This window comes from Aeromicrobium sp. CFBP 8757 (assembly GCF_014841755.1).
Taxonomy (GTDB): domain Bacteria; phylum Actinomycetota; class Actinomycetes; order Propionibacteriales; family Nocardioidaceae; genus Aeromicrobium.
Genome location: NZ_JACYUM010000002.1, coordinates 486,328 through 512,119 on the forward strand (window position 1 = coordinate 486,328; position 25,792 = coordinate 512,119).

Sequence of the window (25,792 nt, forward strand, 5' to 3'; positions counted from 1 at the left end):
CCTCGCAACCACCCCCGTCGAGGGGTGCGCGGGGGTGTTCAGGCGATGTTCACCCGCGGCGTGACACGGCTCGCACGACTACCGCCCGGCGACCCTCGCGGTCCTCTTCGACGTCCTGGCCGTCGTGACGTGGGCGCTCCTGGTGCCGGTGACGCGCACCGTGATGCGCTGGCCCCGCTGCCTCGACGTCAGCCTGAACGAGCTCGCGGTGGCCTTCGACGAGATCTTCCGCCCGTTGGCGAACCACTGGTACGTGAACGCGGGCCGCGGCGACCACGAGCCGACCTTGACCTTCAGGGTGCGGCCGACCTTCGCGGTGCCGACGATGCGGGGCGTCGCGGCCGACAGCGGCGCGGGGGCCGGCGGCGCGAGCACCGGGGCGGGCGCCGCCGGCGCCGGGGTGGGCGTCGGCGCCGGGGTCGGGGTCGGGGTCGGCGTCGGCGTCGGCGTGACGGGAGACCCGGTGCCCGCCAGCGTCACGGTGACGGGTATTCCCGCCGAGGACGTCGCACCGACCGCGATCCTCGTCGACCCGCCCGGACCGACGAACGTCTGGCCGGCCGTGAAGGCGCCGTCGTACGTGGCCGACGCCTTGCGCGTCTGCAGCGCCAGCTCGCCGCCGTCGGACACGGTCGTGACGGTCACCCCGGGGTCGTACGTCACCGGCGCGCCGAGTGAGTAGCGGCTGGCGTAGAACGTCCCGGCGTCCCGACCCGTCCCTGACCGCACCTCCACGACGTACCGCGCCGACGTGACGGGGTCGACGACCACCGCGCCCCGCACGCCGGTCGCGTCCGACCTCGGACGCAGCGTGACCGTGCCCGACGACGTCAGGGCCGTCAGCTCGCTCGCGGGCGCGATGCCGAGCCGCTCACGGAACGCCGAGTCGAGCGCGGGCGACGCGAAGGCGTCCCCGCCGACGGCGAGCGACATGGGGCTGTAGAGGTCGAAGTACTCGCCGTCGCCGCACTCGTCCACGTCGGGACACTCGTCGAGGTTCGCGTGCCCCAGGCCGAACGTGTGCCCCAGCTCGTGGACGCCCACCTGCGTCGCGACGTCGCCCAGGGTGAAGCTCATCGGCCCGCCGCTCGACAGGTCGTTGCCGACGCTCGCGATGCCGGCGATGCCGCCGTCGCCGCACTCGTCCGCCATCGCCACCACCAGGTGGTTGCGCGAGCCCACCGCGAACGAGACGTTCGGGAACTGGGCCCTCGCCTCGTTCCAGACCGCGCCGGGAGAGCCCATGCCACAGCTCTGCGCCGTCGTGGCGGTGCTCGCGGTGGTGAACGGCACGACGTCGCCCTGCACGGCGAACGACGTGATGACTCCGCCCGACTCCGTGGTCCAGTACGACGTCATCTGCTCGACGAGGGTCTTGACCTGCGCGGGCGTCTCCTCGACCGAGCCCTTGTTCGACAGCAGGGCCACGTAGGCGCGGTGGACCGCCGGTGTGGTCACCGCGGCCGCGCGCGCCGGCGCGACGGAGGCGGTCGACACCTCGAGGGGCTCGTCCTGGCGAGCGGCCTCGGCGACGGCGACGCGTCCGGCCCGGGTGTCCTGGGCGATCGTGGCGCCCTCCTCGGGCAGGAAGGCGCGAGCGTCGAGGGCGGCCTCGACGTCAGTGGGGACGACGAGCTCGCCCTCGAAGCGCCCGTTGACGGGCGTCTCGTTCGGCAGGTCGACGGGGATCACGGCGCCCGCGTCCGTCACGACCGTGAACAGGTGGTCGGACGCCGCCTCGCTGCCGAAGCGGTCGACCACGACGGACCGCACCGTCCCCTCGACGGCCAGGGTCGTCGGGTCGTCGGCGGCGTGGGCCGGCAGCATGGCGATGCCGGAGGCGACGAGGGCCCCCGCGAGCAGGACGGACGTTCGACGGACGGCGCGCATGGCGGATTCTCCCTGGCTCAGCAGGCCGCGGCTCTCCCGTGCCGAGGCGATGCGACCAGCCTAGGCAGGGACACCGTGTCACGGACCCGAACGTGACGAACCCGTCCGCGGGGCCGCGGGGCGACGTCAGTCGCGGGCGGTCATGACGATCGGGTCGCCGTCGGTGATCGCGATGGTGTGCTCGACGTGCGCGCCCCGCGAGCCGTCGGCGCTGCGGATGGTCCAGCCGTCGGGATCCATCCGGATCTCGTCGGTCGTGTGCAGGAACCACGGCTCGATCGCGATGACCAGGCCCGGCTTGAGCGGCAGACCGCGTCCGGCCTTGCCGTCGTTCGGCACGTGCGGGTCGCCGTGCATCGTCCGGCCGACCCCGTGGCCGCCGAACTGCGTGTTGACCTTGAGCCCGTGCGAGCGGCCGACGGCACCGATCGCCGCCGAGATGTCGCCGATGCGGTGGCCGGGACGGGCCACCGCGATCGCGGCGTCGAGCGCCTCCTGCGCGTGGCCGATGAGGCGCAGGTCCTCCTCGCGCGGGGTGCCGACGACGACGCTGACCGCCGAGTCGCACACCCACTTGTCCACCGAGACCGCGAAGTCGAAGCTGACGAGGTCGCCGTCACGGAGCTTGTACGGGTGGGGCAGCCCGTGCAGCACGGCGTCGTTGACCGACGTGCACAGCACCTTGCCGAACGGCATCGCGCCGAACGAGGGGTGGTAGTCGATGTAGCACGACTCGGCCCCTTCCTTGCGGATCATGTCGTGGGCGAGGGCGTCGAGCTCGAGCAGGTCGACGCCGACGTCGGCCGCCTCCGACAGCGCCGTCAGGACGGACGCCACGAAGCGCCCGGCCGGACGCATCTCGTCGATCTGGGTGGGGGTGAGGAGCTCGATCATGCTGCACCGTCCTTCGAACGTGTCTGGCCGATCTGCACGATCGTGACGGCGGCGACGACCGCCACCGTGCCGACCAGTGCCATCGGGTCGCTGCCGTACAGGTCGTCGCCTTTGGCCGTCGAGACGGTCGAGGCCAGCGAGGCCCCGCCGAGCAGGGCGACGACCATGGCGCTGAGCGTGTGGGGGGTGCTGGAGTGCGACCAGCCCTGGAACGCGAGGGCCGCGACGACCACCGCGGCCACCACGACGACGATCTTCGCGAGTCCGAGGGCCGAGCCGAGATCGGCCCCGGCGATGCCGCCGATCACGTACGCGACGAGCACGACGGCCGCCGCGACGCTCATGATCCTGATGCCCCGCACGCCCGTCACCGCTCCACTCTCCCAGATCGTCTCGGCAAGCCCCTCCGCCATCTCTTCGGCAAGCCCCTCCGCCATCTCTTCGGCAAGCCTACGTGGCCTCCCGGTGCTTGACTTGGTCCCGTGAGCGAGACGGGATTCGAGTACTCCAACCTGAGTGGGCGCGAGAGCGGACCGTTCATCCGCACGGCGTCCCTGCTCCTGCCCGGCGTGCGGGCCGTGCAGCGCCAGGTCGAGCCGTACGCGCACGCGTGGGAGCGGCACAACCGCGCCGCCGCGGCGTCGTCCGGGCCGCTGTGGGTCGTCATGGGCGACTCGATGTCGCAGGGCGTCGGCGCCAGCGCGTACGACCGTGGGTGGGTCGGCCAGCTCGCCGGGACGCTGCCCGACCACCGGCTCGTCAACCTCTCCGTCTACGGCGGGCGCGTCGCCGACGTCGTCGAGCGGCAGATCCCCGCCATGCGGTCGCTGGGCGTCGAGCCCGACCTCGTGACGGTCGTCATCGGCAGCAACGACCTGTTCAGCCGTCGGTTCCGTCCGCTGCTGCCCGCTGCCCTCGACGAGATGCTGCGCGAGCTGCCGGTGGGCTCGATCGTCGGCTCGCAGCCCGGCGGCCAGTCCGCGTCGGTCGACTTCAACCGACGGGTCGACGAGGCGGCCGCCGCCGGACGGGTGCGGGTCGCCGAGTTCCGCGACCCGCGCATGCGCTCGTGGCGCGGCCGGCTGTCGGCCGACCACTTCCACCCCAACGACGCGGGCTACGCGGGGATGGCCGAAATCGTCGGCGAGGCGGTCGCCCGCCGGTGACCACCTCCCACGTGCGCCTGGTCTACCCCCACCAGCTGTTCGCCGAGCACCTCGACGCACCCGCCGGGACGGTGTTCGTGCTCGTCGAGGACGACCTGTTCTTCCGCCAGTACCGCTTCCACACGCAGAAGCTCGTGCTGCACCGGGCGTCGATGCGGCGGTTCGCCGAGCGTCTGCGCGACGCGTCGTTCGACGTCGAGTGCCTCGAGACCAGCGCGGACGCGCCCACCGGCGAGCGGCTCGTCGCGCTCCTGCGGCGCCTGCGGCCCGAACGGGTCACGGTGTTCGACGTCGTCGACGACTGGCTGCAGCGCGACGTCTCGGCCGCGCTCGACGAGGCGCAGGTCGGGCTGCGCCCCGAGGACGTGCTGGAGTCGCCGAACTTCCTGACGTCCCGCGCCGACGTCGCCGACTGGTTCGACCGGCACCCGGCCCGCATGCAGCACTTCTACTCCTGGCAGCGCCAGCGGCTCGGCATCCTCGTCGAGGGCGACGGGCAGCCGGTCGGCGGACGCTGGTCGTTCGACACCGAGAACCGCAAGAAGCTGCCGCGCGGGCACCCCGTCCCCGACGTCGCGTGGCCCGAGCGGCACCCCGCGGTCGACGAGGCGATCGCGTGGGTGCGCGACGAGTTCCCCGACAACCCGGGTGACGCCGAGTCGTTCGCGTGGCCCACCTCGCACGACGAGGCCGAGGCGTCGTTCGAGCAGTTCGTCGCCGAGCGCCTGCCCCAGTTCGGCCCCTACGAGGACGCCATCAGCCGCCACCACCCGTTCGTCTTCCACTCCGTCATGACGCCGGGGCTCAACATCGGGCTGCTGTCGCCGTCGGACGTCGTCGACCGGGTGCTCGAGGCCGACGCCATCGACCTGCCGTCGCTCGAGGGATTCGTGCGGCAGGTCATCGGCTGGCGCGAGTACATGCGCGCCACCTACGTCCTCTACGGACGTCGCATGAGGTCGAGCAACCACCTGCACCACACCCGCCCCCTCGACGCGGGGTGGTGGACGGCGCAGACCGGTCTGGACCCCGTCGACCACGCGATCGAGGGCGTCCTCGCGCGCGGGTGGAGCCACCACATCGAGCGCCTCATGGTGCTCGGCAACGCCATGAGCCTGCTGCGCACCGAGCCCGACGACGTCCACGAGTGGTTCATGCAGATGTACGTCGACGCGTACGACTGGGTCATGGTGCCCAACGTCTACGCCATGAGCCAGTTCGCGGCCGGCGACGGCATCACGACCAAGCCGTACGTGTCGGGCAGCAACTACCTCCGCAAGATGTCCGACCTGCCGACCGGCGACTGGACGGCCGACTGGGACGGTCTCTACTGGACGTTCGTGCGCGACCACCGCGACGTCTTCGAGGGCAACCACCGCTCGCGGATGATGACCCGCATGTACGACGGGCTCGACCCCGCCAAGAAGGCCGCCCACACCAGGGCCGCCTCCCGCTGGCTCACCTGACGCCCGCCCTCCCCGCGAGGAGTCAGGGCTCCAGCGACGTGCGGAAGCGGTGCATGCCGCTCAGCCAGCGGTCGGTGTCGGCGGCCTTGCGGGCGTACATCGTGCCGACCTCGGGGTGCGGCAGGGCGAAGAACTCGCCGGCCACGAGGGCGGCGAGCAGGACGTCGGCGACGTCGAGCGGCGTGACCGTCGCCCCGGCGCCGACGACCGAGCGCATCGCGAGCCGGGCGGTCTCGTCGGCACTCTGCTCGCCCTCGCGGAGCATGTCGGTGTCGACCGCCATGGGGCACAGGCAGCACACCTGCACGCCCCGGTCGCCGTACGTCGCGGCGAGCCACTCCGCGAACCCGACCGCCGCGTGCTTGGTGACCGAGTACGTCGGCGAGCCGAGCTGCGTCAGCAGGCCCGCCGCCGACGCGGTGCTCACGAAGCACCCGCGACCGCGCTCGAGCCAGCCCGGGACGAGCGCCTGGGCGGCGCGCACCTGACCCATGACGTTGACGTCCCACGCGGTCGACCACTCGGCGTCCGCGACGTCGAGACCGAAGCCGCGGAAGATGCCGGCGTTCGCGACGAACAGGTCGACGTCGCCGGGCGCCGCCGCGACGAGCGCCGCGACGTGATCGGCGTCGGCCGCGTCGCCCGCGACGTGCGTGACCCGTCCGGGGTGCGCCTCGTGGAGCCGGGCGGCCGTCGCGTCGAGCCGCGAGGCGTCGAGGTCACCCAGGACCACCGACGCCCCCCGCTCGAGCAGGCGCTGGGCGATGCCCTCGCCGATGCCGCTCGCGGCACCCGTGACGACCGCGACGGTCCCGTCGGTGGGCGTCAGGCCCACTTCTTGATCTCCGCCTTGGCCAGCGCGTTCTTGTGCACCTCGTCGGGCCCGTCGGCGAAGCGCAGCGTGCGCATGCCGGCGAACCACTCGGCCAGCGGGAAGTCCTGCGACAGGCCGCCGGCACCGTGCACCTGGATCGCCTTGTCGAGGATCCACTCGACGGTCTGCGGCGTCGCGATCTTGATGGCCTGGATCTCGCTGTGGGCGCCCCGGTTGCCGACGGTGTCCATGAGCCACGCGGTCTTCAGGATCAGCAGGCGCAGCTGCTCGACGCGCACGCGCGACTCGGCGATCCAGTCGCGGACGACGCCCTGCTCGGCGATCGGCTTGCCGAACGCGACACGGTCGGCGGCCCGCTTGCTCATCATCTCGATCGCCCGCTCGGCGATGCCGAGCGACCGCATGCAGTGGTGGATGCGACCGGGCCCGAGGCGGGCCTGCGCGATCGCGAAGCCCTCGCCCTCGCCGCCGATCAGGTTGCTGGCGGGCACCCGCACGTCGGTGAATCGCATCTCGGCGTGTCCGCCGTGGTCGCGGTCGTGGTAGCCGAACACGTGCATGCCGCGGACGATCTCGAGGCCCGGGGTGTCGCGCGGCACCAGGATCTGGCTCTGCTGACGGTGACGCGCGGCGGTCGGGTCGGTCTTGCCCATGACGATGAAGATCGTGCAGTCGGGGTTCATCGCGCCCGTGATCCACCACTTGCGACCGTTGATCACGTAGTCGTCGCCGTCGCGGACGATGCTGAGCTCGACGTTGGTCGCGTCGGACGAGGCGACCTGCGGCTCGGTCATGGCGAACGCCGACCGGATGTCACCGGCCAGCAGCGGCTCGAGCCACGTCTTCTTCTGCTCGTCGGTGCCGAACATGCCGAGCACCTCCATGTTGCCGGTGTCGGGTGCGGCGCAGTTGAACGCCGCCGGCGCCATCTGGATGCTGCGTCCCGTGATCTCGGCGATCGGCGCGTACTGCAGGTTGGTCAGGCCGGCGCCGTGCTCGGAGGGGTCGAAGAAGTTCCAGAGGCCCTGCGCCTTGGCCTTGGCGCGCAGCTCCATCACGATCGGCGGGAACGACCAGACGTCGTTGCGCTCGTTGTCGGCGATCTGCTCCTTGAGCGTCGCCTCGGCCGGGTAGACCTCGGCGTCCATGAAGGCGTTGACGCGCTCGATCAGCTCGTTGGTCGTGTCGTCGAATCCGAAGTGCATGTCAGGCTCCGGCCATGACGTAGACGACCTCGGCGATGCAGACGGGCTTGTCGGCGCCCTCGCGCTCGACCACGAAGCTCACGATGCCCTGCGTGCCGATCGGGATGTCGTTGGTCGAGACCAGCGTCGCAGTGGCGCGCAGCCGCGAGTCGACGGGCACCGGTGACGGGAAGCGCACCTTGTTGGCGCCGTAGTTCATGCCGAACGCGAGACCCTCGATCGAGTAGATCTGCTCGGCGAAGACGGGCAGCAGCGACAGCGTGAGGTAGCCGTGGGCGATCGTGCCGCCGAACGGGCCGGTCGCGGCGCGCTCGGGGTCGACGTGGATCCACTGGTGGTCGCCCGTCGCGTCGGCGAAGGTGTTGATCTGCTCCTGCGTCACGGTGACCCAGTCGCTGGTGCCGAGCTCCTCCCCCGCGGCGGCCTTGAACGTCTCGAGACTCTCGAACACACGGGTCATGCGGGCACCTCCGATGGATCAGCACTTCGACTAAGCGCTTGCTTAGTTCGAGACTAGCCCGAACCGGGGGGCCGACGCCAGAGCAGGCCGCTCGGACGTCACGTCGCGAGCCGTGCGATGACGGGGACGGCGCCCAGCGCGGCCGCCACCACGAGCCCGGCCGCGTCGAGACGCGTCCACGGCGCCGGCAGCGCCCACGTGCGTCCGGACGCCGTCGCGAACCCCCGGGCGTCCATCGCGATCGACGTCGCCGTCGCACCCCGCATGGCCTGCACCAGCAGCGCGAACGACATGTTCGCGGCGTGCCGCCCGTTCGACCACGGGTTGCGACCCGCCCCGAACCCGCGCACGCGGCGCACCCGCTCGAGCTGCTGCCAGGCCAGGCCGAAGCCCGTGAACCGTTGCAGCGCCGCCGCCAGGGCGGCGATCAGCCGAGCGGGCAGGCGCACGGTCTGGGCCAGGTAGTCGGCGAGCCGCGACGGGTCGACGTACCCCGCCATGACGGAGCCGGGCCACGCCAGCACGACGATCCTGAGGCCGGCCGTCGCCGCGACCTCGAGGTCCCGACCGCCGAGCCGCCACGTCGAGTAGACGATCGTCAGAGCCGCGATCGACGTGAACGCCAGGCACACCAGCGGGTAGCGCCAGCCCGGCAGCAGCACCGCAGCCGCCAGCACGTAGGCGCCGAGGGCGGTCAGCGCGACCGGCAGGCTGTCGACCCAGAACGAGGCCAGCAGCGAGAACAGGCCCACCGAGAGCTGAGCCAACGGATTGGCCCGCAGGACGAGCGACCTCATGCGATCGCGCCCTCGCGCATGCGGTGCTCGATGTCGAGGGCGAGATCGGCGTCGTGGGTCGAGAGGCCGACCGTCGCACCGGCGTCGCGCGACGAGCCCACCCACCCCGCGACCGCCGCCCAGGTTCCCGGGTCCTGCCCCACCGTCGGCTCGTCGAGCAGGACGATGCCGGGCCGGTGGGCCAGCGCCGCGGCCAGCGCGAGACGACGCTGCTCTCCCCCCGACAGGCGATACGGGTTCGACGCCGCGAACCGCCCCAGCCCGAACAGGTCCAGCACCGCCGGCGCATCGACCTCGCGACCCACGCGGCGGGCCGTGTGCCCGACCTCGGCCAGCACCGTCGACGTCAGGAACCCGTGCTCCGGGTTCTGCGGCACCCAGCCGACGAGGGACGCCAGTGCGGCCGACCGCCGTCGCCGCAGCTCCGGCGAGACGGAGCCGCCGGCGGGCTTGAGCAGCCCGCCGAGGACCGCCAGCGCCGTGGACTTGCCGGCACCGCTCGGACCCGTGAAGCCCGTCGTCGCACCCGGGACGAGACTCGCCGTCAGGCCCGTCAGGGCGCGCGAGCGCTGGGTGCCCCGCAACGTCCGCATGACCAGCTCGACCGACACGTCCGTCGCCGTCACCGTCAGCGCCTCGACGGCGGGGCGCACGAGGTCGGTCGGGACGTCGACGGGGAGGGGAGCCGGCATGTCGGGCATCCACACCCCGGCCGGCCGGGGACCCGCCAGGAACGACCCGACCGTCCCGTCGCTGACGACGACGCCACCGGGGCCCAGCACGACGACGCGGTCGACGTGCGGCAGCCACGGCTCGATGCGGTGCTCGACGACGACCATCGTCCGGTCGTCCCTCGCGGACAGCACGGCCTCGCGGACGCTCGACGCGGTCGAGGCGTCGAGCATCGAGGTCGGCTCGTCGAGCAGCAGGACGTCGGGGTGCATCGCGAGCACCCCGGCGAGGGCGAGTCGCTGCTGCTCGCCGCCCGACAGCGCCGCCGTGAAGTGGTCGCGACCGTAGGTCAGGCCCACGGCCTCGAGGCACGCGTCGACGCGGGTCCAGATCTCGTCGGGCGGCATCGCGGCGTTCTCGGGGCCGAACGCGACGTCGCGGCCGATGCGCTCGGCCACGACAGCGTCGGCCGGGTTCTGCAGCAGCAGCCCCAACCGTCCGTCGACCTCAGCCGTTCCTGACAGGTCGCCGGCGATCGTCGTGCCGAGGGCGCCGGCCACGGCGTGCAGGATCGTCGACTTGCCCGCCCCGCTGGGCCCGACCAGCAGCACCCGCTCGCCGGGCGCGACCGTGAGGTCGAGCCCGGCGAGGACCGGTGCGCGGCGGCCGATCGGCCTCCAGGTGAGGTCGCGGAGCCGGACCTCGCCCAGCACTCGCCCGCCGCCTAGACCTCGGTGACGCGTTCGCGTCCGGCAGGGAACGCGTCGAGCACGCCCGCCGTCGCCAGCGCCCTCACGAGCGCGAAGCCGCCGATGCCGGCGATGACGACGCCCGAGACGACGAAGAAGCCGAGGTGGGCCAGCTTGTAGCCCATGTCCCAGTACGAGTAGTACGACGTCCACTCGTACACGGCCTCGAACGCGGCGGCGGCCGCGCCGGCGAGCATCGCGACGACGAGGCCCCAGCGCCGCAGGAGGGACGCGCGGTACAGGAACAGCAGGAAGACCAGCTCCGCGCCGAGCCCCTGCCAGAAGCCGGACGCGTAGACGCCCCATCCCCACTGCGTTCCGCCGACGATGAAGCTCGAGACGGCCGCGGCGATGAACTCCGTGGCGAAGGCCGCACCGGGCTTGCGGACGATCAGGCCGCCGACGACGCCGGCCGACAGCCAGACGCCGCCGAGGAGCGCGGTGCTCGGCGGGAACGAGAAGACCGCGAGGCCGCTGAGCGGCTCGTAGAGCTTCCCCCAGCCCCAGAAGATGACGCCGAAGGCGACACCCAGGGTGGTGATGGTGACCAGGTCGATCGTGCGGTATCGCACGTCGAACCCGTTCTTGGACGCGGTGGCAGAACTCATCGTGACTCCCTTCGCCGGTACTAACCGGTGCAGGTTCAAGGGTCTGCGGCGGATCCGCACTCTCAGCGCCCTCTGCGGTGGCGCTCCCCTGTCGTGTGGTCCGAGCCTATCCCGCGAAGGCCGACGGAGGAATCTGGGTTCGTCCGCGCGGGCTCGGACGAACCCAGATTCTCTCGTCGCCCCGAGCCCCGGGCCCGGGTCAGCGCCCGGTGAGACGGTCGCCGAGGCGGGCCAGGCGGCTCGGACGGGCCAGGCCGCGGTCCTCGCGGCGGTCGGCCTCGCGATAGAGGCCGTACATCGCGCGCACCCCGAGCCAGCGCAACGGCTCCGGCTCCCAGCGCCGCACCGGACGGTCGACCCACGGCAGGTGCGTCAGCCCGGTGTCGCGGCCCAGCGTCAGGTCGGCGAGCGTCCGCCCGGCCAGGTGGGTCGTCGTCAGTCCGCTGCCGACGTAGCCGCCCGCCCAGCCGAGCCCCGTGGACGCGTCGAAGCCGACGCTGGCGCACCAGTCGCGCGGGACCCCGAGCACGCCGCACCACGCGTGCTCGATGCTCGCCGCCCGCGTCGCCGGGAACATGTCGTGCAGGATGCCCGTCAGCGACGAGACGGTCCAGTCGTCGGTCTGACCGTCGACGTCGGTCCGCGAGCCGAACCGGTACGGGATGCCGCGGCCGCCGAGCGCGATGCGGCCGTCGGCCGTCCGCTGGGCGTAGCAGTAGGCGTTGGCGTTGTCGCCCAGCAGCTCGGCGCCGGCCCACCCGATGTCGTCCCACACGGCGTCGGGCAGCGGCTCGGTGACGACCATGGCCGAGTTCATCGGCAGCCACGACCGTCGCTGGCCCGGCAGCGACGCGGTGTAGCCCTCGAGGCACCGCAGCACCCGCGGGGCGCGCACCCGTCCGCGCTCGGTCGTGACCACGCCCGGATCGATGCCGGTGACGCGCGTGCGCTCGAGGATGCGGACGCCGCGACGCTCGGCGGCCTCGGCGACACCGGTCACCAGCCTGGCCGGCTGCACGCGTGCGCAGTGCGGGCTGAGGACGCCGCCGAGCGCGCCCTCGACCCGGAGCCGCTCGCCGACCTGGTCGGACGTCAGCTCGGTCTGGTGACCGGCCCCGATCCCCCACGCGAGGTCGTCGGCCAGGCCCTCGCGCATCCGCACGAGCTGAGCCGGCGAGCGGGCGACGTACAGCACCCCGTTCTTGACGACGTCGGCGTCGATCCCCTCGACGCGGCACACCTCGACGACGTCGTCGACCGCGTGCTCCATCGCCGTCACGAGTGCCGTGACGCCCTCGCGTCCGTGCGTCGCGGCGTACCGCTCCTTGCTGCCCGACAGCTCGGCCGAGAGCCACCCGCCGTTGCGGCCGGAGGCGCCGTACCCGACGAACTCCGCCTCGAGCACGACGATGTCGAGCGTCGGGTCGAGCCCGGCCAGCGTGTACGCCGTCCACAGACCGCTGAGGCCGCCGCCGACGATGCACACGTCGCACCGGAGGTCGCCGTCGAGCGCCTCGCGGGGCTCGGGGCGTCCGATCTGCTGCCACCAGAACGACACGCCACCGTTGATCACCCGACCATGCTGCCACCGGCACGGGCCAGCGGCCGGACGCGACGGCGGGGAGGACCCCGAAGGATCCTCCCCGCCGCCGTGCGCACGGTGCCGGCTACTTCACGCGCACCGCCTTCGAGCCGGTGCTGCTGGCGCCGTAGTTGCCGTCACCCGAGTAGACCGTCTTGACGCGGATCGTGGCCTTCTTCTTGGTGACCTTGACCCCGGCGCTGACGACGCCGCGGTTGCCCGGCGTCAGCGTCGCGATCTTCTTGAGCCGGTACGAGCCCTTGCCGGTCTTGACGTAGACCTTGACCTGCCCGGTCGGGAACGTCCCGGCCGTGGCGCCCTTGACGGTCGTCCTCACCGTCAGGGTCCGGCCCTTCTTGACCGACGACTTCGCCGAGACCGCGGCGCTGGTCGGCGCCTTGGTCACCTGGTGGCTCGCCGTGGCGACGCCGCTGGGCTCGAACCGGTCGGTGCCCGTGAACACGGCGCTCACGGTGTACGACCCGGCTGCCAGACCTGCCGGCAGCGTGAACGCGGCCGCGTCGGACGACCCGAGCGGCAGGTCGACCGTCGTGCCGCCGTACGTCAGCCGGACCGAGCCGCCGTCGCCGTTGGCCACCGCGACCGATCCCCTGACGCCCGTGCCGTAGACCGACGAGTCGGTGGCGAGGACGAGCGCGATGCCCGACTTGCCCTTCTCGAGCATCAGCGTCAGTGCCGCGGACGTCGACGACTGCGCGGTCCCCGTCTGGCCGAACACCGCGGTGACCGAGTGGTCACCGGCCTTGAATCCCGCGATCTTCAGCGTCGCGACACCGTCGACGACCGGAGCGGTGCCGAGCGACGTCGTGCCGTCGAGGAACTCGACCGTGCCGGCCGTGTCGGTGCCCTCGACCGTCGCCGTCAGCGTGACCGGCTCGTTGATCGCCGGGATCTCCGGCGACATCGCGAGCGTCGTCTCGGTGGCGTACAGCACCTCGACCGATCCGGTGGACGTGAAGCCCGTGCCCGAGCCGACCGCCGTCACGGCGGTGACGCCGATCGTGGCGTCCGCGGGGACGGTCGTCGCCAGCACGACCTTGCCCGAGGCGTCGGCGGTGCCGACCCCGAGGACCGTCGTGCCGAGGCTGAACGTGACGCCCTCGCCCGAGCGGTAGCCCGACGCCGTGAACGTCACGGTGTCACCGGGCGCGGGGGTCTTGTCGTCGACGGCGACCGAACCGGTCGTGCCGACGGCCTTGAGCTCGGCGCACGCGTCGCCCTGGATGCCCGCGGAGGGCAGCATCGGCGTCGTGCCCGTGACGCCGTCGTCCTCGCGCACCGTGAGGTTGGCGAGGGCGTTCTTGCCCATGACCGCGCCCGAGGTGTTGATGACCGACGACTTCACGGCCGTGCTGGCCGTGGCGCTCGCGAGCGCGTCGCCGAGGATCGGACCCGTGACGACCTTGCAGGTCTCACCCGGCGCGAACGTCACCTTCTCCATCGTGATGCCGCCGCGACCCGTGGCCGAGCCCAGCACCGACACGTAGCCCGTGACGGGCTTGGCCGCCGGTCCGTCCAGGTAGACCGCGATGTCCGCGGTTCCGGGACCGTTGCCCTCGTCGACCGTCGGCGCGGCGATGTCGATCGTCGGCTCGGTCCTGACGACCGGGGTGCCGACCGACGACGTCTCGAACGCGAGGTCGGACAGGAACACGCCGCCCGTCGCCGTCGCGTCCGCACCCGTCGCCGCGGCGAACCGCACCTCACGGACGTCGGACACGTCGAGGCCGGCCGCCGTGAGCGCGGACGTCGGGACGTTGACCTGCTGCAGCACGATCTTCTTGAGCCGCGCGTCCGTCGAGGCCGGGAGCCGGTTGACGGCCAGCGGGTTGAGCCTCGAGACCGGCGAGCTGTAGGCCGCGCCCTTGGCGTCGACGACCGTGATCGTGACGTCGGTGCCCGTCACGACGGACTCGTCGGCCGCCATCTTGACCGACAGGCGCTCGGCACCGCTCGCGTTGCGCGCGGCCGCCGGGACGGAGACGCGCACCTCGCTCGGCGTCTGCGTCGTGGTGCCGGTCGACAGCGCCGTCCACACCATCTTGGTGACCGGCGTCGCCGGGACGTTGCCGCCGTTGCTGGCGGGCGTCCAGTGGGGCTGGGCCGAGGTGCCGAGCGCCGCGGTGGTGCACGACGGCAGCGGCTGCGAGACGGTGCGCCCGGCAGCACTGGCGCAGACCGTCGCGGTCGCGGCGCCCTGCGTGCGGACCAGCGAGCTGGTCGACTCGAACGTCGAGACCGTCTTGCGGGCCGACGACGGAGCCGTCGACACGCTGCGGACGTCCTCGCCGTTCAGGACGGCCGGGACCGCGCCCGAGCCGTCGAACATCGGCAGGAACTGCTTCTCGCCGCCGAGCGTCAGACGGAACCAGCCGGCCATGTAGGCCGTGCCCATGTCGTACTGCTCCTGCGCCGTCATGCGGATGTTGGTGCCGGAACGGGGGCCGCAGACCGCGTCGGTCGACGTGGCGCCCCAGTCGTCGCTGACCGAGTAGGCGTAGACGCCGGGCGTCCAGACCGTGTTGTAGAAGTTGTGGTTGGCTCCCATGGCCCACACGCCGCTGCGCAGCGCGTCGTCGTCGAACGCGTAGCGGCTGTCGTCGAGCATGTGCTGGCCCTGCTGGTTGGAGACGTCGCCGTCGCAGTAGGGCAGGATCACGTTCATCGCGACGTCCGGCACCGTCATGCGGGCGAAGTCGACGGGCGCGAGCGGCAGGATCGACTTGATGCCCCACGGCTTGTCGAGCGCCTGGTTGAGGGTCGCCGCCGAGGTGACGCCCTCACCGCCGCGCGAGTGGCCCATCAGGCCGACGTCGGTCAGGTCGAAGCGGCCGACCAGGTCGGACGGGCTGATGGCCTGCGTCGCCTGGGTCAGGCCCGGCAAAGGGCTCTGGTCGGCCAGGGCGTCGGCCAGCGAGACGTCCTTGCCCGTCTGCGCGTCGTAGTACGTCACCGACTCGCCCTTGCCGGCCTTGTCGAGCATCGAGAGCGTGTCGAGGATCAGCTGGCCGCGGGCCTGGGCGCCCTGGTCGAGCGCGAGCTGGTTGTCGTTGGAGTTGATCGCGTTGGCCGCGATCGAGACGACGGCGTAGCCGTGGCTCGCGAGCGCACGGGCGGTGCCGTCGTACCCCGCGAAGCTCGGGACGTTGATCTGGCCGGGGTTGCAGGGCCAGCGCGTCGCGGGCGTCGTGCCGGTGCTGCACGACGTGTGGCGTCCGTGGAGCAGGACGACGGTCGGTCGGGCGCCGCCGGTCTTGGGCAGGTACATCTTGCCCTGCAGCTCGCCGCGGATGCCGCCGATGCCCGCGAGTGGGATCGACTGCGTGCCGAAGTTGTAGACCGACTCGGTGACCTCGTACGAGCCGATGGACGACGGGTTGGCGTCGAGCTCCTCGGCGGCCGCGGGAGCGATCTCGGCGGCCTGGGCCTTCCTGGCCGACGCGGTGTCGCCGGACGGCTTGCTGAACCAGCCGGCCTCGGCGTCGTCGGCCTTCACCACGGCCGGGTCGGTCGTGAAGACCGTCAGGCTCCTGCCGTCGGCGGACTCGGTGGCGATGCCGATCGGGACGCCGTCGACCTCGATCGTCGGCGCGTCGGACTTGATCGGCAGCTTCTCGTCGAGCTCGACGGTCACGAGGTAGCCGCCGGGGGCCTGTGTCACGTTCCAGCCGGAGCCGGAGGCGAGGTCGTCGTCGGCCGCGAAGGCCGTGGAGGGCAAGGTCGCCAAGGGGATGGAGACCAGGACGGCGGCCAGACCGGCGCGCCATACCTGTCGTCGTACTGAGAACACGCGTGCTCCTTCGAAGGGGTGCTCGGTTCCACCTCCACGCGGACGCCGTCGTCGCGCGCCAAGGGGGCGGGGGGAGCCTCAGCATCGGCGTCTCCTGTTTCGCGACCGTGACATCGGAGGTGTCACACATGTTTCGTGACAGTGCGTCAGGTAAAAAGTGGGGGTCACCCGCGTGCCGCCGGGTCTGCTACACGCCCGCGCCGGGGCGCCCGTCACGACCGGTAGGACAGAATGTGGCCATGTCCGTGCGCACCCCTGACCCGAATCCCGGCTGGCTCCCCGAGTTCGCGCTCGACGAGACGCGCTCCCGCGTGCCGATCCTGTACGTCGAGGCCGTCCCGGTGCGCATCGACGCCCACGGCACGGTCGAGCACATCGGCGTGCTGCTGCGCGGCTCCGCCACGACGGGCGCGATGACCCGCACCCTGGTCTCGGGTCGCGTGCTGCACGGCGAGTCGGTGCGCGACGCGCTGCTGCGCAACCTCGAGAAGGACCTCGGCCCGACCGCGTTCCCGCAGCTGCCGACGTCGATCGTGCCGTTCACGGTCGCCGAGTACTTCCCCTTCCCCGGCGTCACCCCGCTGCACGACCCGCGCCAGCACGCCGTCGCGCTGGCGTACGTCGTCGCGGTCACCGGCGAGTGCAACCCCCGCCAGGACGCCCTCGAGCTGACGTGGCTGACGCCCGAGGAGGCCGCGCACCCCGACGTGCTGGCCGACATGGAGGGCGGACGCGGCTCGCTGCTCAAGCAGGCCCTCGCGCACGTGGGCCTTCTCGGTCGTTGACCGGCCGCCGTCCGGGTCGTGGGACCCGCGCGGAGATAGAGCGCGCCTCGGCGTAGTCTGAATCCTGAGACAATTCGTATCAGGATGTGGACATGTCGAAGACCCGCACGCCCGACAAGTGGCTGATGCTCGGCGTCTCGATGCTCGGACAGGTGGCCGGGACGATCTTCGTCAACGGCGCACCGTTCCTCATCACGTTCCTGCGGGACGACCGCGGCCTCTCCCTGCGCGAGGCCGGCGTCGTCGTGGCCGCGCCGTTCGTCGGCATCACGGTGTCGCTGGTGGTGTGGGGGCTCGTCGTCGACCGCATCGGCGAGCGCGCCTCGATGACGATCGGGCTCGCGATCGTCACGGTCGGCGCGACGGGAGCGGCGTTCTCGACCTCGCTCACGGCCCTGGCGCTGTGGTTCGTGCTGGGTGGCATCGGCGCCGGCAGCACCAACTCGGCGAGCGGACGCGTCGTCGTCGGCTGGTTCCCGGTCGACCGGCGCGGCACCGCGATGGGCATCCGCCAGACCGGGCTGCCGCTGGGCGTCGGCACGGCGGCCCTGCTGGTGCCGAACGTCGCCGAGGCCGACGGGCTGCGCACGACCCTGCTGATCGTGGCCGGCATCGCCTTGGCGGGCGCGGTGGCGAGCGCCCTGCTGATCGTCGACCCACCGCGCCCGACCCGGGCCGAGGCCGCCGACAGCGGCCAGCTCGCCAACCCCTACCGGCGCGACCACCGCCTGACCCGCATCCACCTGGCGTCCGCGCTGCTCGTCGTCCCCCAGTTCACGGTGTGGACGTACATGCTGGTGTGGCTGATCGACGAGAAGGGCTGGTCGACGTTCGCGGCGAGCGCCCTCGTGGCGGCCACCCAGGTGCTCGGCGCCGGCGGACGCATCGCCGCGGGCTGGTGGTCCGACCAGGTGGGCAGCCGACTCGGCCCCATGCGCATCGTCGCGGTCGCCGCCGCCGCGACGATGCTGTCGCTCGGACTGCTGTCGGGCACGCCCCTCGCCGTCGCGCTGATCGTCCTCGCCACGGCCATCACCGTCGCCGACAACGGGCTCGCGTTCACGTCGGTCGCCGAGATCGGCGGACCGTTCTGGTCGGGCCGGGCGATGGGCCTGCAGAACACCGGCCAGTACCTCGTCTCGGCCCTCGTGCCGCCCGTCGTCGGCGCGGTCGTCGAGGGTCGCGGCTACGGATTCGCCTTCGCCGCGGTCGCGATCTTCCCGCTCGTCGCGATCCCGCTCGTGCCCGTCCGCGGCGAGCGCGGTCGTGCTGTGTGACCCGGTTCACGCCAAGGGCATTTGGCAAGCCTTACTGGGCGCAGAAGTTACCGACCGGTTAATGTCAGCCCTACTGTCAGGGTCGTCGCCGGACCCGGCTCGTCGTTAGAGAGTAGGGACCTTCATGCAGGTCGTCGCGATCGTCGTCTCGCTTGTCATCACCGCCGTGGCACTGCCACTCATCACCAAGGCCGTGCGCGACATGCTGAAGGTGCTGCGCACCGGACGGCCGCTCGTCGGTCGCCGGGACAACCCCGCCAAGCGCACCGCCAACATGCTGATCGAGACGTTCGGGCACACCCGGATGTTCCAGAAGCGCGCCGTCGCGGTGGCCCACTGGTTCGTCTACGCCGCGTTCGTGCTGCTGAGCACCGCGGTGCTGCAGGGCTACTTCCAGCTGTTCGACCCCGAGTTCGCCTGGCCGATCATCGGCCACTTCTACCTCTACGAATGGGCCGCCGAGGGTCTCGGACTGCTCAGCACGATCGGCATCGTCTACCTGATCGCCGTCCGCCAGTGGAACCACCCGCGTCGCCTCGACCGCAAGAGCCGCTTCTTCGGCTCGACGTTCTGGCAGGCCTACTTCGTCGAGGCCATGGCGATGCTCGAGGGCGCGGCTATCCTGTTCATCCGCGGCGCCGAGTACAAGCTGATCGAGAACTTCCACGGCGGCGAGCACGGCGGACGGGCGCACTTCCCGCTCAGCTCGTACGTCGGCGACCTGCTCTACCCCGAGTCCGAGCAGGGCCTCAAGAACGTCGTCTTCTTCGTCGCGATGTTCAAGATCACGCTCGCGATGGTCTGGCTGATCGTCATCGCCCGCAACCTCACGATGGGCGTGGCCTGGCACCGCTTCACAGCGTGGCCCAACATCTGGTTCAAGCGCAACAGCGACGGCAGCACGGCCCTCGGCGGCCTGCAGCCCATCTACATCCAGGGCAAGCCGCTCGACATGGAGGCGATGGAGGAGCTCGAGGAGGAGGACTTCGAGAAGCTCGGCGTCGGCAAGGTCGAGGACTTCACCTGGAAGGGCATCCTCGACTTCACGACCTGCACCGAGTGCGGACGCTGCCAGGAGCAGTGCCCCGCCTGGGCCACCGACAAGCCCCTGTCGCCCAAGCTGCTGGTGCTCGGCCTCCGCGAGCACGCCTACGCCAAGGCTCCCCTGCTGACGCTCTCCGAGGACGAGCAGGCGAACCTGACCGACGAGCAGAAGGCCGAGCTCGAGCGCCCCCTGATCGGCGACGAGTCGGTGTACGGCGTCATCGACCCCGACGTCCTGTGGTCGTGCACCAACTGCGGTGCCTGCGTGCAGCAGTGCCCCGTCGACATCGAGCACGTCGACCACATCGACGACATGCGCCGCTTCCAGGTGCTCGTCGAGTCGAACTTCCCCGCCGAGCTCAACAACATCTTCAAGGGCCTCGAGCGCAAGGGGAACCCGTGGGGCATGAACGCCTCCGCCCGCATGGACTGGGCCAAGGGTCTCGACTTCGAGGTCAAGCAGGTCGGCGTCGACGTCGACGACCTCGACGAGGTCGAGTGGCTGTTCTGGGTCGGCTGCGCCGGCGCCTTCGAGGACCGCGCCAAGAAGACGACGCAGGCCGTCGCCGAGCTGCTCGACATGGCCGGCGTGACGTTCGCCGTCCTGGGCGACGGCGAGACGTGCACGGGTGACCCCGCCCGCCGCGCCGGCAACGAGATCGTCTTCCAGCAGCTCGCGATGCAGAACGCCGAGGTCTTCAAGGAGACCAAGGTCAAGAAGGTCGTCTCGACCTGCGCGCACTGCTTCAACTCGCTCAAGAACGAGTACGCCGAGTTCGGCGTCGAGCTCGAGGTCGTGCACCACACCCAGCTGCTCAACCGCCTCGTGCGCGAGGGCAAGCTGACGCCTCGTCCGCCCGTCGCGAACGAGGAGAAGAAGAAGATCACGTACCACGACCCGTGCTTCCTGGGCCGTCACAACAAGGTCTACGAGCCGCCGCGCGAGCTGCTCAGCATCATCCCGGGCGCCGAGTTCACCGAGATGCCGCGCAACTCCGAGAAGTCCTTCTGCTGCGGCGCCGGCGGCGCCCGCATGTGGATGGAGGAGAGCATCGGCTCGCGGATCAACGTCAACCGCACCGAGGAGGCCATCGCCACCGGCGCCGACCAGATCGCGGTCGGCTGCCCGTTCTGCCGCGTCATGCTGTCCGACGGCCTGACGCTCAAGCAGTCCGAGGGTGCGGCCCGCGAGGAGGTCGAGGTGCTCGACGTCGCGCAGATGCTGCTCGCCGGCGTCAAGCGGGCCCCCGAGCCGACCTCGTCCGACGACGCCGACGTCGTGGCCGAGGCCGAGGCCGCCACCGCGACGGCCGCCGCGGCGACCGATCCGGCGACCGATCCGGCCACCGAGGCCGAGCCGAGCGCCGACGACGCCGCCGACCCCGACTCGGTCACCGAGACCGCCGACGTCGGCGTCGCCGCCAAGGCGCACACCGACGGCGACCCCGACGACAAGCAGACCTCCGACACCGAGGCGCTCGACGAGCCGTCGGAGAAGAGCGACGCCGCCGACCAGCAGATCGCGGCGGACAACAACGTCAAGGTCGACGGGAAGGGCGGCGGTCACGCCGACGAGTCCGCGGCTCCCGTCGAGCCCCGCAACGCCGATGCGCGCGCCGAGGCCCCCACGGACGCCGAGGTCGCCGCCGCCGACGAGGCGAAGGCCGCGGACGAGGCGGACGAGTCGACGGCTGACGCTCCCGAGGCCTCGGCCGAGGCCGCCGAGGACGACCGCGAGGCGTCCGAGAAGGAGGACGCGGCCTGGGCCAACGTCGGACCGGTCAACACCGACCTGACCCCGTCCGAGCCCACCGCGACGACCGAGCCGGAGCCGACGCCGGAGCCGGAGGAGTCCCCCGCCGAGGAGGTCACCGCCGTCCCCGACGAGACCGAGCCCGTCCAGGGCGACGCCCGCGAGGAGGAGGCCGAGAGGGTCGCCGAGCCCGAGGCGTCGGCCACGGCTCCCGAGGCCGCCGAGGACGACCGCGAGGCGTCCGAGAAGGAGGACGCGGCCTGGGCCAACGTCGGACCGGTCAACACCGACCTGACCCCGTCCGAGCCCACCGCGACGACCGAGCCGGAGCCGACGCCGGAGCCGGAGGAGTCCCCCGCCGAGGAGGTCACCGCCGTCCCCGACGAGACCGAGCCCGTCCAGGGCGACGCCCGCGAGGAGGAGGCCGAGAGGGTCGCCGAGCCCGAGGCGTCGGCCACGGCCCCCGAGGGCATCACCGCGGTCGACGACGAGACGTCGACGGCCGACCCGGTCGACGAGGACGTCGCCGAGCTCACCGACGCCAACCCGAGCGGCGCCGACCTGAGCGCCACCGCGACGCAGCTCGCCTTCGACGACGTCGTCGACGAGCCGGAGGACGAGCCCAAGAAGTAGCGCGCGGCACCACTCGCCTCATCGGGGAGCTTCCCGGTCACCCCGTGACCGGAAGGCTCCCCGATGTCGTTCGTCCGTGCCATGACATGCGAAAAGTCCGGTCGGGAGGGAGCCACGGACCGGACTTCGTGCTGATCGGGAGGGACCAGCGTCGCAACCGGACGGGAGGGAGTGTGCCCGGTTCGAAAGGATCAACGACGCTCGCCCGGGCGGGTCACGGTGGAGAATGGAGAAATGTCGACGACCCGTTGCCCCTGCCTCAGCGGCCTCACCTACGCCGACTGCTGCGGACGCCTGCACGACGGCTCCGCGACGGCCCAGACCGCCGAGCAGCTCATGCGGTCGCGCTTCAGCGCCTTCGCCGTGGGCGACCCCGACTACCTGCTGGCCACGTGGCACCCGACGACCCGGCCGGCGTCCCTCGAGCTCGACGACGACCAGCGCTGGTACCGGCTCGACGTCCTCGCGACCCGCGAGGGCGGTCCGTTCGAGACGTCAGGGGTCGTCGAGTTCGAGGCCTTCCACCGCTCGCCGTCCGGCCGGGGCAGCCAGCACGAGATCAGCCGCTTCACCCGCGAGGGCGGCCGCTGGTTCTACGTCGACGGCGTGCGCGGTCAGTAGGGGATGCAGGCGCCGCTGCCGACGGCCGCCAGACCCGCGAGGTCGCCCGCGCCCCACCGCGTGAGCGTCTGGTCGCCCTCGGGCTGCATGAGCTGACCCGGTGCGTCGACGTGGTCGAGCCCCACGAGGTGCCCGAGCTCGTGCATGATGACCGACCGCACCGACGCGCGTCCCCGACGACCGTCGAGGATGCGGGCCAGCTGCGGCCCGTCGAGCACGACCGTCCCGGTCACGAACCAGCGCCGGCCGTCGCGCTCGACCGACGAGCTGCCGGCGAACCCCGCGACGCTGCCCTTCAGCTTCGGGGAGGCGGCCGGATCGCTCCACGTCACCGTGACGGGCAGCCAGCCCCCGTCGGGCGACCGGACGGTCTCGTCGTCGGGGGCCGTCTCGTCGGTCGTCCCGTCGACGACGAACTGCAGCCCCGACGCCTCGCTGACCTCGTCGAGCGCCTGGTCGAGCAGACGCATGCCTCCCTCGACGATCGTGCGTGGGTCGACGACCAGGTGGATCGGCGCGCACGGGTCGTACGTCACCGGCTCGTCGTCGTCCGGCTGCGTCGCGATGAGCCGGTACTGGTCGGCGTCCCCGGCTCTCGCGGCCGGCACGCCGAGCGGGGTCGACGCCGCGTCGTCCGGACGATCCGGGAACGCTCCCCCGGCCGCACCGTCGTCGAGCATCGAGGCGACCGACAGCGCGCCGAGCAGCACCACGAGGGCCGCGACCGCGACCGCAGCGCGCCGACGACCGGCATCGGCGTCCCTCCCGCGTGCGGTCACCCACCGATTGTCCCCCGCCGGAGGTCGGGTCCGCACGTCCCGCCCCTACGATGTGACCGGCACTGGGCCCGACGAGAGGACACCGCGTGAGCTGGACACTGCACGGCGACGGCAAGACCATCGCCGAGGGAGAGCTCGTCCGACCCGGCGAACGCCTCTCGTGGCCCCGCACGATCGGCTTCGGCGGCCAGCACGTCGTCGCGATGTTCGGTGCGACGTTCCTCGTGCCGCTGCTGACCGGGTTCCCGCCCACGACGACCCTGTTCTTCTCGGGCGTCGGGACGATCCTGTTCCTGCTGCTGACCCGCAACCGCCTGCCCAGCTACCTCGGGTCGTCGTTCGCGTTCATCGCGCCGATCCAGGCGGCGACGGCGGCCGGCGACATGTCGGACGCGCTGTTCGGCCTCGTCGTGACGGGCATCCTGCTGGCCCTGATCGGCGCGCTCGTGACCGTCACCGGCACGGGCTGGATCGAGGTGCTGATGCCGCCCGTCGTGACGGGTGCGATCGTCGCGCTGATCGGCCTCAACCTGTCGGGCGCGGCAACAGGCAACTTCGCGCAGGGGCCGTGGATCGCGACGATCACGCTGGCCACGATCGTCGTCGTCGCGGTCGCGTTCCGCGGGCTCCTCGCCCGCCTGTCGATCCTCGTCGGCGTCGTCGTCGGCTACGCGGCCGCGGCGATCGGCGGACAGCTCGACTTCGGCCAGGTCGCGGACGCCGACTGGTTCGGCCTGCCCGACTTCACGAGTCCCAGCATGACGTGGTCGGTCGTGCCGATGTTCCTGCCCGTCGTGCTGGTGCTGGTGGCCGAGAACGTCGGCCACGTGCGCAGCGTCGCCCACCTGACCGACGACCCGTCGCTCAACGAGAAGACGGGCCCCGCCCTGTTCGCCGACGGCCTCGCGACGACGATCGCGGGCATGGGCGGCGGCTCGGCGACCACGACCTACGGCGAGAACATCGGCGTCATGACCGCGACGCGCGTGTTCTCGACGGCGGCGTACTGGGTCGCCGCGGTCGTGGCGATCGCGCTGAGCCTCTCGCCCAAGGTCGGTGCGCTGCTCAACACGATCCCCGCCGGCGTGCTGGGCGGCGTGACGGTCGCGCTGTACGGCCTCATCGGCCTGATCGGCGTCAAGATCTGGATCGACAACCAGGTCGACTTCACGCAGCCCGTCAACCAGTACACCGTCGCGATCGCCCTCGTGATCGGCATCGGCAACCTGACGCTGAGCGCCGGCGACATGACGTTCACGGGCATCGCGCTCGGCACGATCGCGGCCGTCGTGGTCTACCACGCGATGCGTCAGCTGCAGCGCCTGCGCGGCTGACCCCTCGCGCCCTGCTCGCCGAGTGGTGCGGTGTGGACTTTCTGGGACGGCGTGTCTGACCGGACCGCACCACTCGCGCACAGGTTTGCACCACTCGCGACGGGCTGGCGTCGCGCTGTCGTCGACGCACCCTACGGTGGACCCATGGTGACCACCGACGGCTCGACCGGTTCCCCCGCCTGGCGGCACGCCGCCCGCACCGACCTGCTGGCCTTCGCCCGCCGTTCCGCGCGACCCGAGGGCGGGTTCGTGTGGCTCGACGACGCGGGTGAGCCCGATCCCGACAAGAACCTCGAGCTGTGGATCAACGCCCGCATGACGTACGTCTTCGCTCTGGCGCACCTGTCCGGAGCGAGCGACACCCTGCGACTCGCCGAGCACGGCGTCCGCAGCCTGCAGACGCTGTTCCACGACGACGAGCACGGCGGCTGGTACGACGAGGTCGACGTCGACGGGCACACCGACGACACCGACAAGCGCTGCTACGGCCACGCCCACGTCCTGCTCGCCGCGGCCACCGCCGTCGCCGCAGGAGCCGAGGGCGCCCAGGCCCTGCTCGACGAGGCCACCGACCTGCACACGCACCACTTCTGGGAGCACGAGTCGGGCCGCTGCGTCGAGTCGCTGAGCCGCGACTGGACGCAGGTCGACCCCTACCGCGGCGCCAACAGCAACATGCACACCGTCGAGGCGTACCTGGTGGCCGGCGACGTCACGGGCGACCCGGTCTGGCACGAGCGCGCCCTGTCGATCTGCGAGCGCATCATCGGCATCCACGCCCGCTCGCACGGCTGGCGCATCCCCGAGCACTACGACCACGACTGGACGCCCGTCCCGGAGTACAACGTCGAGTCGCCGGCCGATCCGTTCCGTCCCTACGGCGCGACGCCCGGGCACGCCTTCGAGTGGTCGCGGCTGCTCGTGCAGCTCGCGGCGAGCCTCGACGAGCCGCGACCGTGGATCCTCGAGGCCGCCGAGGCCCTGTTCGCCCAGGCCGTCGAGGACACCGCCGAGGACGACACCCCGGGCCTGGCCTACACGACCGACTGGCACGGCGAACCGGTCGTCCGCGAGCGCTTCCACTGGGTCATGGCCGAGGCCGTCCTGGCGGCCGAGGCGCTCCACACCTACACCGACAGCGCGCTGTACGCGGGGCTCGCGAGTCGGTGGTGGTCCGAGATCGCCGAGCACTTCGTCGACGACGCGACGGGCTCGTGGCACCACGAGCTCGGCCCGTCGATGGCCCGCTCGACGCGCACGTGGCGCGGCAAGCCCGATGCGTACCACGCGTTCAACGCCCTCACGCTGCCCGATCTGCCGCTGTCGCCCAGTGCGGCACTGACGATCGGCGGAGAGATCGCATGACCGAGCGCCAGCGAGGTCATCGACAGGTGCTCATGCGGCCGACGACCCACCGTCGCTCTTCCCGGG

Annotated in this window: 20 protein-coding genes and 1 riboswitch; of the genes, 8 read left to right on the forward strand and 12 right to left on the reverse strand. The window is 71.9% G+C overall.

Annotated features, from left to right (window positions below; genetic code table 11):
• Positions 1-78 precede the first annotated feature (78 nt).
• The 3 genes from IFT73_RS09340 to IFT73_RS09350 form a co-directional block, all read right to left on the reverse strand.
• Entirely contained in the window at positions 79-1,890 is a 1,812-nt protein-coding gene (locus tag IFT73_RS09340; RefSeq protein WP_192167387.1) for a reprolysin-like metallopeptidase, read from the reverse strand.
• 126 nt (positions 1,891-2,016) lie between these two features.
• On the reverse strand, positions 2,017-2,784 hold the full coding sequence (gene map / locus IFT73_RS09345) for a type I methionyl aminopeptidase (protein WP_192167388.1): 768 nt from the start codon (positions 2,782-2,784) through the stop codon (positions 2,017-2,019).
• Positions 2,781-3,155, reverse strand: coding sequence for a hypothetical protein (locus tag IFT73_RS09350; RefSeq protein ID WP_192167389.1), 375 nt, complete (start codon positions 3,153-3,155; stop codon positions 2,781-2,783). Before IFT73_RS09350 ends, map begins: the two co-directional genes overlap by 4 nt.
• Before the next feature lie 111 nt (positions 3,156-3,266).
• Between IFT73_RS09350 and IFT73_RS09355 the strand changes: the two genes are divergently transcribed.
• Together IFT73_RS09355 and IFT73_RS09360 are read left to right on the forward strand one after the other, a co-directional pair.
• Positions 3,267-3,950: a GDSL-type esterase/lipase family protein gene (locus IFT73_RS09355; protein ID WP_192167390.1), complete on the forward strand. Its 684-nt coding sequence runs from the start codon at positions 3,267-3,269 to the stop codon at positions 3,948-3,950.
• Positions 3,947-5,416 (forward strand): cryptochrome/photolyase family protein, encoded by a 1,470-nt coding sequence (locus IFT73_RS09360; protein WP_192167391.1) that lies wholly within the window; start codon positions 3,947-3,949, stop codon positions 5,414-5,416. The genes IFT73_RS09355 and IFT73_RS09360 overlap by 4 nt, the downstream gene beginning before the upstream one ends.
• Before the next feature lie 22 nt (positions 5,417-5,438).
• Here IFT73_RS09360 and IFT73_RS09365 read toward each other — a convergent pair whose 3' ends face one another.
• The 8 genes from IFT73_RS09365 to IFT73_RS09400 form a co-directional block, all read right to left on the reverse strand.
• On the reverse strand, positions 5,439-6,251 hold the full coding sequence (locus tag IFT73_RS09365) for an SDR family oxidoreductase (RefSeq protein WP_371811216.1): 813 nt from the start codon (positions 6,249-6,251) through the stop codon (positions 5,439-5,441).
• Entirely contained in the window at positions 6,242-7,456 is a 1,215-nt protein-coding gene (locus IFT73_RS09370) for an acyl-CoA dehydrogenase family protein (protein ID WP_192167392.1), read from the reverse strand. The genes IFT73_RS09365 and IFT73_RS09370 overlap by 10 nt, the downstream gene beginning before the upstream one ends.
• A 1-nt stretch (position 7,457) precedes the next feature.
• Complete coding sequence (locus IFT73_RS09375; RefSeq protein WP_056603584.1) at positions 7,458-7,916, reverse strand: MaoC family dehydratase; 459 nt, start codon at positions 7,914-7,916, stop codon at positions 7,458-7,460.
• A 98-nt stretch (positions 7,917-8,014) separates the two neighbouring features.
• Positions 8,015-8,713 (reverse strand): energy-coupling factor transporter transmembrane component T, encoded by a 699-nt coding sequence (locus IFT73_RS09380; protein ID WP_192167393.1) that lies wholly within the window; start codon positions 8,711-8,713, stop codon positions 8,015-8,017.
• Positions 8,710-10,098 carry an ABC transporter ATP-binding protein gene (locus tag IFT73_RS09385; RefSeq protein WP_197983867.1) on the reverse strand — a complete coding sequence of 463 codons (1,389 nt, stop codon included), beginning with the start codon at positions 10,096-10,098 and terminating at the stop codon, positions 8,710-8,712. The genes IFT73_RS09380 and IFT73_RS09385 overlap by 4 nt, the downstream gene beginning before the upstream one ends.
• An 11-nt stretch (positions 10,099-10,109) precedes the next feature.
• Positions 10,110-10,742 (reverse strand): ECF transporter S component, encoded by a 633-nt coding sequence (locus tag IFT73_RS09390; RefSeq protein WP_192167394.1) that lies wholly within the window; start codon positions 10,740-10,742, stop codon positions 10,110-10,112.
• A riboswitch (TPP riboswitch) is annotated at positions 10,732-10,842 on the reverse strand. (Overlaps the previous gene by 11 nt.)
• Before the next feature lie 99 nt (positions 10,843-10,941).
• Positions 10,942-12,315, reverse strand: coding sequence for an FAD-dependent oxidoreductase (locus IFT73_RS09395; RefSeq protein ID WP_192167395.1), 1,374 nt, complete (start codon positions 12,313-12,315; stop codon positions 10,942-10,944).
• Positions 12,316-12,409: 94 nt separating this feature from the next.
• Positions 12,410-16,063 carry an Ig-like domain repeat protein gene (locus tag IFT73_RS09400; RefSeq protein ID WP_192167396.1) on the reverse strand — a complete coding sequence of 1,218 codons (3,654 nt, stop codon included), beginning with the start codon at positions 16,061-16,063 and terminating at the stop codon, positions 12,410-12,412.
• Positions 16,064-16,374: 311 nt separating this feature from the next.
• On the opposite strand from IFT73_RS09400, the gene IFT73_RS09405 reads away from it, so the two are divergent.
• The 4 genes from IFT73_RS09405 to IFT73_RS09420 all read left to right on the forward strand — a co-directional run bounded on the left by IFT73_RS09405 (position 16,375) and on the right by IFT73_RS09420 (position 22,248).
• Positions 16,375-16,920 carry a DUF4916 domain-containing protein gene (locus IFT73_RS09405; protein ID WP_056603600.1) on the forward strand — a complete coding sequence of 182 codons (546 nt, stop codon included), beginning with the start codon at positions 16,375-16,377 and terminating at the stop codon, positions 16,918-16,920.
• Positions 16,921-17,012: 92 nt separating this feature from the next.
• Positions 17,013-18,197 carry an MFS transporter gene (locus IFT73_RS09410; protein ID WP_192167397.1) on the forward strand — a complete coding sequence of 395 codons (1,185 nt, stop codon included), beginning with the start codon at positions 17,013-17,015 and terminating at the stop codon, positions 18,195-18,197.
• Positions 18,198-18,321: 124 nt separating this feature from the next.
• Positions 18,322-21,627 carry a heterodisulfide reductase-related iron-sulfur binding cluster gene (locus IFT73_RS09415; RefSeq protein ID WP_192167398.1) on the forward strand — a complete coding sequence of 1,102 codons (3,306 nt, stop codon included), beginning with the start codon at positions 18,322-18,324 and terminating at the stop codon, positions 21,625-21,627.
• Between the two features lie 234 nt (positions 21,628-21,861).
• Positions 21,862-22,248, forward strand: a complete 387-nt coding sequence (locus IFT73_RS09420) for a YchJ family protein (protein WP_192167399.1) — start codon at positions 21,862-21,864, stop codon at positions 22,246-22,248.
• On the opposite strand, the gene IFT73_RS19600 is transcribed toward IFT73_RS09420, so the two are convergent.
• Complete coding sequence (locus tag IFT73_RS19600) at positions 22,242-23,027, reverse strand: matrixin family metalloprotease (protein WP_192167400.1); 786 nt, start codon at positions 23,025-23,027, stop codon at positions 22,242-22,244. The genes IFT73_RS09420 and IFT73_RS19600 overlap by 7 nt on opposite strands.
• An 86-nt stretch (positions 23,028-23,113) precedes the next feature.
• Between IFT73_RS19600 and IFT73_RS09430 the strand changes: the two genes are divergently transcribed.
• Positions 23,114-24,361, forward strand: a complete 1,248-nt coding sequence (locus IFT73_RS09430; RefSeq protein ID WP_056603609.1) for a uracil-xanthine permease family protein — start codon at positions 23,114-23,116, stop codon at positions 24,359-24,361.
• Between the two features lie 144 nt (positions 24,362-24,505).
• Entirely contained in the window at positions 24,506-25,726 is a 1,221-nt protein-coding gene (locus tag IFT73_RS09435; RefSeq protein ID WP_192167401.1) for an AGE family epimerase/isomerase, read from the forward strand.
• Positions 25,727-25,792: the final 66 nt, after the last annotated feature.